At 36.3% G+C, this 9,279-nt stretch carries 10 protein-coding genes; all 10 read left to right on the top strand.

The genetic code is table 11. The features are described 5' to 3' along the window. Positions 1-1,140: conjugative transposon protein TraJ (traJ, locus tag VNZ46_RS27820; RefSeq protein ID WP_325564714.1), on the top strand; the 1,140-nt coding region annotated here is incomplete at its 5' end. Positions 1,141-1,182: 42 nt separating this feature from the next. After that, complete coding sequence (gene traK / locus VNZ46_RS27815; RefSeq protein WP_325564712.1) at positions 1,183-1,803, top strand: conjugative transposon protein TraK; 621 nt, start codon at positions 1,183-1,185, stop codon at positions 1,801-1,803. Positions 1,804-1,805: 2 nt separating this feature from the next. Further along, positions 1,806-2,285: a hypothetical protein gene (locus tag VNZ46_RS27810; protein WP_325564710.1), complete on the top strand. Its 480-nt coding sequence runs from the start codon at positions 1,806-1,808 to the stop codon at positions 2,283-2,285. Positions 2,286-2,333: 48 nt separating this feature from the next. Next, positions 2,334-3,677 carry a conjugative transposon protein TraM gene (gene traM, locus VNZ46_RS27805; RefSeq protein WP_325564708.1) on the top strand — a complete coding sequence of 448 codons (1,344 nt, stop codon included), beginning with the start codon at positions 2,334-2,336 and terminating at the stop codon, positions 3,675-3,677. Positions 3,678-3,722: 45 nt separating this feature from the next. Next, entirely contained in the window at positions 3,723-4,559 is an 837-nt protein-coding gene (traN, locus tag VNZ46_RS27800) for a conjugative transposon protein TraN (protein WP_325564706.1), read from the top strand. 49 nt (positions 4,560-4,608) lie between these two features. After that, a complete protein-coding gene (locus tag VNZ46_RS27795; protein WP_325564704.1) occupies positions 4,609-5,532 on the top strand; it encodes a hypothetical protein in 924 nt (307 codons plus the stop codon). A gap of 34 nt (positions 5,533-5,566) precedes the next feature. After that, positions 5,567-7,009 carry a hypothetical protein gene (locus tag VNZ46_RS27790; protein ID WP_325564702.1) on the top strand — a complete coding sequence of 481 codons (1,443 nt, stop codon included), beginning with the start codon at positions 5,567-5,569 and terminating at the stop codon, positions 7,007-7,009. A gap of 9 nt (positions 7,010-7,018) precedes the next feature. After that, positions 7,019-7,306, top strand: coding sequence for a hypothetical protein (locus VNZ46_RS27785; protein WP_325564700.1), 288 nt, complete (start codon positions 7,019-7,021; stop codon positions 7,304-7,306). Positions 7,307-7,340: 34 nt separating this feature from the next. Beyond that, positions 7,341-7,643 carry a helix-turn-helix domain-containing protein gene (locus VNZ46_RS27780; protein ID WP_325564698.1) on the top strand — a complete coding sequence of 101 codons (303 nt, stop codon included), beginning with the start codon at positions 7,341-7,343 and terminating at the stop codon, positions 7,641-7,643. Between the two features lie 472 nt (positions 7,644-8,115). Beyond that, the coding region (locus VNZ46_RS27775) for a glycoside hydrolase family 2 protein (RefSeq protein ID WP_325564696.1) at positions 8,116-9,279 on the top strand (1,164 nt) is incomplete at its 3' end.

Genomic DNA, 9,279 nt, shown 5'->3' with positions numbered 1-9,279 from the left:
GTTGCGGATAATTTACATGGTTTACAATCGATACTGACTAAACTTTATAAAACTATGATGCCGCGTTGTAGTCAATTAGTCGATGTTGGAAGAGGAATAGCCGGTTTTGCGGCGACTTGGTGGATAGGATCTAGGGTGTGGAAGTCAATTGCTAATGCAGAGCCTATTGATTTTTATCCTTTACTCAGACCTTTTGCAATTGGACTTTGTATCACTTTTTTTCCTACAGTGATGTTAGTAATTAATGGTGTATTACAGCCGACTGTAGACGCAACCGAATCAATGGTTCAAACTTCAAATGAGGCTGTAGAGAAGCTATTAAAACAAAAGGAGGATGCTATAAAAACCACAGATATATGGAAAATGTACGTCGGAAATAATGATCAGGGGGATAAACAAAAGTGGTTGAAATACACCCATGGAAAGACAGATAAGGATCCAGATATAAAAGAGGGGTTTATTAATGGGTTTACTTCTGAGATGAGTTTTCAATTTTCAAGACTTAGTTATCAATTTCAGAACAATGTTAAAGCTTGGATAAGTCAAATTCTTCAAATACTCTATGAAGCCGCAGGACTTTGCGTAAATACAATTCGAACATTCCAAATGGTTGTTCTAACAATTTTAGGTCCGTTGGTATTTGGTTTAGCCACATTTGACGGTCTTCAACATACACTTACGGCTTGGCTGGCAAAATTTATCAATATTTTTTTGTGGTTACCGGTCTGCAATATCTTTAGTACCATTTTAGGCATGATTCAGGAAGAAATGTTAAAACTTGATCTTAGCCAGTTAGCTGTTAGAGGAGATACTTTTTATACTTCCACAGATTTAGCATATATGATTTTCCTGATCATTGGAATTGTTGGGTATACTACTGTACCAACTGTGGCAGGATATATTGTGAATGCTGGGGGTGCAGGTCCATTGGTACAAAAAATGACTAGTATGTTAAGTATGATGTCTCCGGGTTCGGCTGTAGGTGGGTTGCGTAGTGCCGTTGATGCGAAGAAAAGTTTTGATGATGGGAAAAATCATGGATGGGGTACTGGACTTTCAGGTGGCTTAGGTAGAGCGTTAGGAGGCCAATCAGAGAGTGAACATCAAAAGAAAAAAATAGCTGGCAACTCTGATAAGTAACTCTTAACGGTTTATAATAATTAAATGTAAAAGTAAAGAATTATGATTTTTAATAAAATGAAAAATCTGGATACTGCATTCCGTAACATACGGACATTTAGTGTCATTTGTATTTGTGGAAGCTTTATTCTTTGTTGTTTTGTCGTCTATAAAAGTTATTCTTTGGTGGGAGCGACCCAAGCCAAGATTTATGTATTGGCTAATGGTAAGGCTTTAGAAGCCTATGCTTCTGATAGAAAAGATAATATACCAGCGGAAGCGAAGGATCATGTTAAGACCTTTCATCAATTATTTTTTACCCTTGCTCCTGATGAAAAGGCAATTAATTCAAGCATTGGAAGAAGCCTTTATTTAGCCGACGCATCTGCTAAAATTGCCTATGATAATTTAAAAGAAGGTAATTATTACAGCAATATTATTAGCGGAAATGTAAATCAAACCATTAACGTGGATAGTGTTTATATCGACATAAACCAGTATCCTTATTTGTTTAGATGTTATGCCACACAACAACTCACTAGGCCTACCTCTGTAGTGATACGTAACTTGGTTACGCAAGGCCGTTTACGAAATGTAACAAGATCGGAGAACAATTCCCACGGCTTTTTAATAGAGAAATGGGAAACGATAGATAACAAAGATTTGTCTGTGAAAAAGAGATAGCGATGTCAAATTTATTTAAGAAAAGTAGGGAAACTGAGACTGAAGACAAGTCTGCTAGGGAAGATCGGATTGCAGGTTTAATTGCTGCTAAGATTATCGAATATCAAATGGCCATGGCTAAATGGATGAATCGAAATTTCGAAAAATTATCTCTGTTGGAAAAGAAAATGATATTCTGTTCAGTTGGGCTGGTTGTTGGTTTGTACTGTTCATTTTTAGTGTTTTCAAGTTTTTTTATGCCAACGAGTATGCCATTAAAGTTTGCTGTTTCAAAAGAAAGAGAATTTAAAAAGCCTTTTTTTCAAGAAAAGCAGATGGCTCCAGATTCAAATATACTTGATCGATTAACTCAATTTGAAACATATATGAAAAATTTAGAAAATACGCCGGCGGGAAGAATAGAAAGGGCGGATATTTTACGATCGCACCCTGGATTGATGGATAGCTTACAAACGTTAAAGAAATTTTATCAAAGAAAATGATCTATTTTTTAGATCAATAGTTACAGAACCTTTAAAAAAACTATAATTATGAAAATTACCGAAAAACAAACTCATTCAAAAGCATATTTGAATCATCGTAAATTTCTTTTAGTGATTCCTTTCTTGGTCGTACCGTTTGTCACTATGGGTTTTTGGGCATTAGGAGGTGGCAAGGGGGAGGTAGAGAAAAAAATTGAACCTGTTAAAGGTATAAACTCAGCTTTGCCAAATGCAGATTTATCTGCCGATAGTACCCTAGATAAAATGGCGTTTTACGATCTGGCTCAAAAGGATTCTCTTAAAAAAAACAGGGAAGACGAGAGAGATCCCTACTACGGAACTGGCTTGTCGTTAGTCCCTAGTATGGATAGTTCTCTAACGAAAGGTCCTTCGATCGGAGGAAATTCAACGGTTGGAGACTTTTCAACAGGAAATGGTTTGAGTCATACTGGGTCTAAATACCTCAACATGTCTACGTATAGTGGGGGAGCTTATAATGATCCAAATGAACGCCGAGTGCAGGAAAAATTAGCGGCATTAAACGCATCTTTAAATGAAGCGGCTAAGCCGAAAGAGATTGCTCCTACTCAGGATTCTTATCGGGCTAAAGTTGGCACAGGTGTAAATTCTGGAGATATTGATCGCTTAGAGAGTATGATGAATACCATGCAGCAATCTGGAGTTGGTGGTGATCCAGAAATGCAGCAAATCAGTACCATGTTAAATCAGATTCTGGATATACAGCATCCTGATAGGGTGCAGGAGAAGCTTAAAGAAACATCTCGCAAGAATCAGGGGCAAGTATTTGCTGTTTCTTCAACTGCTAAAAAAAATGCTATTTCCAATTTAGATAATAAATCGGGCAATAGTTTAATTGCACAAAATGGCTTCTTTTCAATCAATGAGCCGATATCGGAAACAAAAGATCAAAATGCAATTGAAGCTGTCATACATGAAAACCAAACTGTAACGAGTGGTTCAATAGTAAAACTTAGATTGATTAATGATATCTATATCAATGGTCAGCTGATACCCAGAAATACTTTTGTGTTTGGCACAGCAAATATCAGTGGAGAACGATTATTGATTGATGTAAATGGACTTCGCTTTGGGAAGTCTTTATTTCCTGTGAAATTGGGGGTATATGACCTGGACGGACTTGATGGGATTTATATTCCAGGGGCAATCAGTAGAGATGTCGCAAAACAATCTGCCGATCAAGCTTTACAAGGGCTTTCAATGAGTGGAAGTTTAGATCCTTCATTGGGCGTTCAGGCGATGGGCGCAGGTATTGAAGCTGCTAAAAGCTTAATGTCTAAAAAGGTAAAACTTATAAAAGTAACTGTTAAAGCAGGTTACAATGTATTGTTAAAAGATGATAAACAAAAATAGATTAGAATTAACCTTAAAATTTACATAGTAACAAATTAAATAAATATGAAAAAGATTAGTGTAGTAGTAACGGTATGTTTAATGTTGTTAACTGGTCATTTATTTGCACAGAACACAAATATTGAGATTACAGATCAGCAAACCCCAATGGTGATGTGGATCTCTACGAATAAAACAACAAATTTTGTTTTTCCTTATGCGATCAAGAGTGTAGATAAAGGTAGTAAGGAGGTTTTGGTTCAAAAGGCTAATGATGTAGAAAATGTACTCCAAGTAAAGGCGGCTAAGCCGGGTTTTGTAGAGACAAATTTGACAGTGATTACTTCTGATGGCCAGTTGTACTCTTTTACCTTAAAATATGCAGACCAGCCTCCTGTAATGAACATTCGTTTTGATGCTAAACGTGTAGAAAAACCAGCTGTGTTGTTTTCTGCAAAAAATGATAACGAAGTAGCGGTAAATCGCACTGCGGATATTGTTGCGACAAAGGAAAGAATGATAAACAATAGGAAGGATAGCAAATTTTCTATTGCGATAAGGCTTGGAGGGTTGTATATAGAAAATGATGTGTTTTATTTTCAGATTGAACTAGAGAATCATTCTAATATTAATTACACTATTGATCAACTCAGATTTTTTATTCATGATTTGAAAAAGTCAAAAAGAACAGCGAGCCAAGAAATTGAGCTAACACCAGTACAAGTGGTTGGAAATAATAAGGTTATTAATGCGAATTCTAAGCAAATCGTGGTTGTTGCGATTCCAAAATTTACTATTCCAGATCAAAAGGAATTGGTTATTCAATTGTTAGAAGCTCAGGGGGGGAGGCATTTATTAATTAATCTTAAAAACAATCAATTGGTAGCTTCAAAGCATCTATAAAAATTTGTATTGGATGATTTGTTAGTGTTTACTTTATAATCTTAAAATTATGAATCAGAAAAATTTTAATTATAATATAGATCAATTGGTCTTTACCGGTTTTGGTCCCAACCAAAATATGCCGGAAGAGCAGTGGAATAAGATGGTGGATGAGATAAAAACGAAAATGATGTCTGGTGTGGAATCATTTACTGCAGAGCATAAAGCTTCTTATGGCCTTGATGATACCACTACTTTATTAGGGTTTAATAAATCTAAAAACAGTGATTTTTATTTTTTTAACTCTTTCCATCTGCATGCTGAACTGAACAATAAAGAGAAAGTATTTACTCAAAAGTTCGATCTCCGGACATTTAAAGAAATTCCAGGACAAGAAAAGCCGAAGAAGAATAGAAATATTACACATAAAGAATCTTATAATCTTCTTGCAGGTAGGTCTATATGCAAACAGTTTCTTGATGAGAAAGGTGGGGCATACGATGTATGGATGGTGGCGAATTTTAATAAGGTTAATAAGCATGGTGATCTTGAAATTACCAAGCTATATCCTGGTAAAAGTTATGATTTTCAGTTTGAAAAGGAGTTATCGAAGTATCCAATCAAGGATTTAGAGCTGGACGTTTCCAGGGACCATTTGTATGATTCTTTAAAACGTGGGAATCAGCAAGCGGTAATTATGGTTATAAGTGGGGAAGAAAAACTTTATCATATTGAGGCTGATGCCCGGAATAAAACTTTCAATGTTTTTGATGATAAGGGAAAAGTTCTTTCCAATGAGCAGCATAGGGAGTTGCAACAAGTTGTTAAGAATAGGCCTTATCATAAAAGTGAATTCGAAACTAAGGATTTGGTTTCAGAACATTCAAAAGGTATTGATGAAGAAGGAAAAAGAGAAAAAAGCACGTTGTATCTGGATGCTGAGGGGAATGATAAAAAGAATAATAGCCAACGCAAAACCATGAAAGTTCAATAAGCGGTAATAAAATTTATTATTTAATCTAGTAAAGATGGCAAAGAAAGAATTAGATCTGGGCGTTCAAAATAGAATTAGACAAAGTTTGGAACAAAGAAATAGTGAGGATAATGCACTGAAGTCCAATTTGGATTCACCAGAGAACGAGACAAAGTTAAAGTTAGAGAGAATTAATTATCTAAATAGCATAACAGCTAAATATGAAGGTAACCTGCAACTTGGTGAGAAGCGTTGGTTGGACCACGTTAAAATTAATAGAGATGCGACGATAAAAGATGTATATAATACGCCTTTAAAAAAGATAGGCAGGTTCTACGGTAAGCTTTTTCCAAAAAGCGTCAGCTCTAAACTTTGGTCTAATGTTACTAAATGGGCTGGCAATCTAAGAGATACAGTTAAAGATAAGGTGAAAAATGGAATTCAATCTTTATCTACCGTTGGTGAAAAGGCAAGGGAAGGAGCCTCTAATGCGATTTCTGGGTTGAGAAATTCTATCCCTAATCATTTAGATAAAATTAAAAATGCTTTAGTTGCGGGGGGAGCTAAGGTTTTTGATTTCTTAGAACGAGCCTTCAACAATATGAATTATAGCAATGTGCCTCAAGAGGGGAAACAGATCCGGGGTCAGGTCGCGATTTACCCTCCATCTGACTCAAAGCCATCCTTATTAAACAAGATGGTGGAGAGAATTGCTGAAAGAGCGCAGTCTCAAAAAAGAGCTTCATGGCAAACTTTTAGCTATGATCAACTTAAAAACTTTCTTACTCAAAAAGGCTATGGAGAAGCAATTCCAGGGTTGCATAGGGCCATTACTAATGGGCAGGAGAGCTTTCAGCTTCAGTGCCCGGGACAAGGAGACTCTTCTACAAGTCATGATTTGAATTTTTCAAAAAACAGAGATGGAAAAATTCAATTTAATTCAATAGTAACGAAAATTAAAAATGAAGATCGTCCTGGGGAATTTAAAGAGCTTAAAGTTCATGTGAACGGGGCTAGAACACCATCTAGTACTGAATCAATCAAACTTTTAGCTGGGGAAACCATATGTCGGCACGAACTGAACAAAAATGGAGAATTGGTTAAGAACCTATATAGCCTAAATGAGTTCGATATGAAACATGATCCCAAAAATGTTAGGATTGATTCTTATACTGCAGATCCAGAACATGTCAGAAGAGTTGTTGAAGCGCTCCCTCATCCTCCTGGAACTACTCGGGAATATAAAGAGAAATTGATTGACTCTTTAACATCTGGAGAGAAACCCTTGGTTCCATTACAAGAAAATGGTACCAAAACAAATGTTTATATGAAAGTTGGAACTGTTCCTGGTTTAATGAAATATTCAGACATTAATAATAAGTCTATGCAATATTCTGATGTGAGAAAGATTATGAATCCTTCTAAAAAGGTTAGCGAGAAAGTAAATCAGAAGAAAGAAGGTAAACGTTACGCAAAGAAAGCCCAAGTACGTCATTAAAGTTTGATTATGGAATTATTTAAACCCCTAGCAGAATTCTTTAGTGCTATACAAAGTGATTTTAGAATTAGTAAAACACATATCGCAATTTATAGCTCGTTACTTCAGTACTGGCAAATGAATGACTATCCCATTCCTATGAAGGTATTTAGCCACCAGATTATGCGAATTGCAAAAATTGAAGCCTGTAGTACTTATCATCGATGTTTAAAGGAATTAGATAGTTTTGGCTATATCAAATATGTGCCTTCTTTTAAGAAGAATGACGCGAGTAGTGTATACCTGCTATTGAATTAAATTTAATTAATTATTCATATAAAAGGAGATTAAAATGAATGAAGATCATTTAGTTACAAAGGATTGCCTTGAGAATTTTAAAACAGTATTTATCAAAGCAATTGAGGATTTATTGAATAGGCGAAGCAATGGTGAATTTCAGAAAACATGGCTCAAGACGGCTGAAGTATGTAAACTATTGGGTATTTCACAAGGTAAGCTTCAAGCCATGCGAAATGCCCGTACTATTACTTTTACCCAAATAGGTGGTAATATGTACTATAATGTGCAAGATATTAATGAAATGTTTGAAGCTAATAAGACTTTAGCACTAAAGGAGCATGGACAACACTCCTAAGCACATAGGGTTTGGTGGCCAAATTCCTCCTTCGTTGCAACACGTGTCTATTTATTTTATTCAAAAGGGTTTCTCGGATAATGATGCTTTGGACTTCTTTAATCATTACGAAAGTAAGAGATGGTTAAATAAAGAGGGTATTTTGATTAAAAATTGGAAAATTACAGCGTGGGAATGGATTTGGTCATCAACTTAAATAAATTCTCTGCCCTTATTACCTTTTTTGTCTGTTGAGTCGAAATATATAGAAACTTAGCAGTGTAATGAATCTGAAATATTTTTCTCTTCATTGGGAAAGTGAACAATTAAAATACAATACCGTTTTTGATGGTGTAACTTTTAATCTATGTGTTATTTATAGATATAGATTATTTTGTGGAGCCTTTATAGGGTGTTTTGATTTCGTTATTACAGCTATTTAATTTTTTGAGTATGAGATATGCTTGATGAAATCAATCAAACCCAATATATAATGCTAAACATCAAAAAAAAATTACTTATCGTTCTCTTGCTCAGTTCAGCTATTGCAAATGCGCAAAGTGTTTATAAAATACAACCTGTGCCCATTCAAAGTAGGTGGGCAAAGGAAGTATCGCCAACAAATGTCTTGAAAGAATATCCAAGGCCACAAATGGTGCGGATAGGCTGGACAAATTTGAATGGACTATGGGATTATGCAATCACTCCTAAAGATGCAGCCCAGCCCGCTGCGTTTGAAGGCCAGATCCTTGTCCCTTATCCATTTGAATCTGCACTGTCCGGAGTGAAGAGAACTTTGTTGCCAACACAGAATCTATGGTATAAAAGGGTTTTTGTAAACCCTTTGAGATCTCGGAATGAAACCGGGATGACGGATAGGGTGCTTTTGCACTTTGGTGCTGTAGACTGGCAGGCTACAGTTTTTGTTAACGGAAAAGAAGTGGGCGAGCATAAAGGTGGGTACGCATCCTTTTCTTTTGACATAACGGATGCGCTGCGATCTGGTTCTAATGAATTGACTGTAAAAGTATTTGATCCAACTGATCAGGGGACAGGTCCTCATGGAAAACAGGTGTTAAATCCTCAGAATATATACTACACCCCTAGTAGTGGAATCTGGCAAACGGTATGGCTGGAAATAGTGCCAGCTGTATCGATTGCAGATTTAATAATGACCCCTGATATTGACAAGGGGGTATTAAACCTTACGGTTAATGGAACTAAAGGTAAGTTTACAGCGACAGTGACCAGCGAGAGCGGGATCCTGAAACTAGTTCAGGGTGACATTGGGGTTAGTATAGCTATTCCCATAAAAAACGCAAAACTCTGGTCTCCTGCAAATCCTTATCTATATGACTTAACGGTAAAGCTGGGAAAGGATGAGGTGAAGAGTTATTTTGGGATGCGTAAGATCAGCATTGGTAAAGATGCAAAAGGTATAGATCGCATCTTTCTGAACAACAAAGCTTATTATAACCTGGGTACCCTTGATCAGGGGTTCTGGCCAGATGGCTTGTATACAGCACCTACCGATGAAGCCCTTGCTTTTGATATTAAGGCCATCAAAGCAATGGGCTTTAATACCATTCGCAAGCACATCAAAGTGGAGCCGGCCAGATGGTATTATTGGGCAGATAAGCTTGGTATGCTGGTATGG

The organism is Pedobacter sp. (genome assembly GCF_035566355.1).
GTDB lineage: Bacteria > Bacteroidota > Bacteroidia > Sphingobacteriales > Sphingobacteriaceae > Pedobacter.
This window is presented reverse-complemented; position numbering and strand designations above follow the sequence as displayed.

Bases quoted from the DNA above. Each gene is read 5' to 3' on its own strand.
- VNZ46_RS27790 (WP_325564702.1), top strand. From the start codon at position 5,567: ATGGCAAAGAAAGAATTAGATCTGGGCGTTCAAAATAGAATTAGACAA.
- traN (WP_325564706.1), top strand. From the start codon at position 3,723: ATGAAAAAGATTAGTGTAGTAGTAACGGTATGTTTAATGTTGTTAACT.
- VNZ46_RS27795 (WP_325564704.1), top strand. From the start codon at position 4,609: ATGAATCAGAAAAATTTTAATTATAATATAGATCAATTGGTCTTTACC.
- traK (WP_325564712.1), top strand. From the start codon at position 1,183: ATGATTTTTAATAAAATGAAAAATCTGGATACTGCATTCCGTAACATA.
- VNZ46_RS27810 (WP_325564710.1), top strand. From the start codon at position 1,806: ATGTCAAATTTATTTAAGAAAAGTAGGGAAACTGAGACTGAAGACAAG.
- traM (WP_325564708.1), top strand. From the start codon at position 2,334: ATGAAAATTACCGAAAAACAAACTCATTCAAAAGCATATTTGAATCAT.
- VNZ46_RS27785 (WP_325564700.1), top strand. From the start codon at position 7,019: ATGGAATTATTTAAACCCCTAGCAGAATTCTTTAGTGCTATACAAAGT.
- VNZ46_RS27780 (WP_325564698.1), top strand. From the start codon at position 7,341: ATGAATGAAGATCATTTAGTTACAAAGGATTGCCTTGAGAATTTTAAA.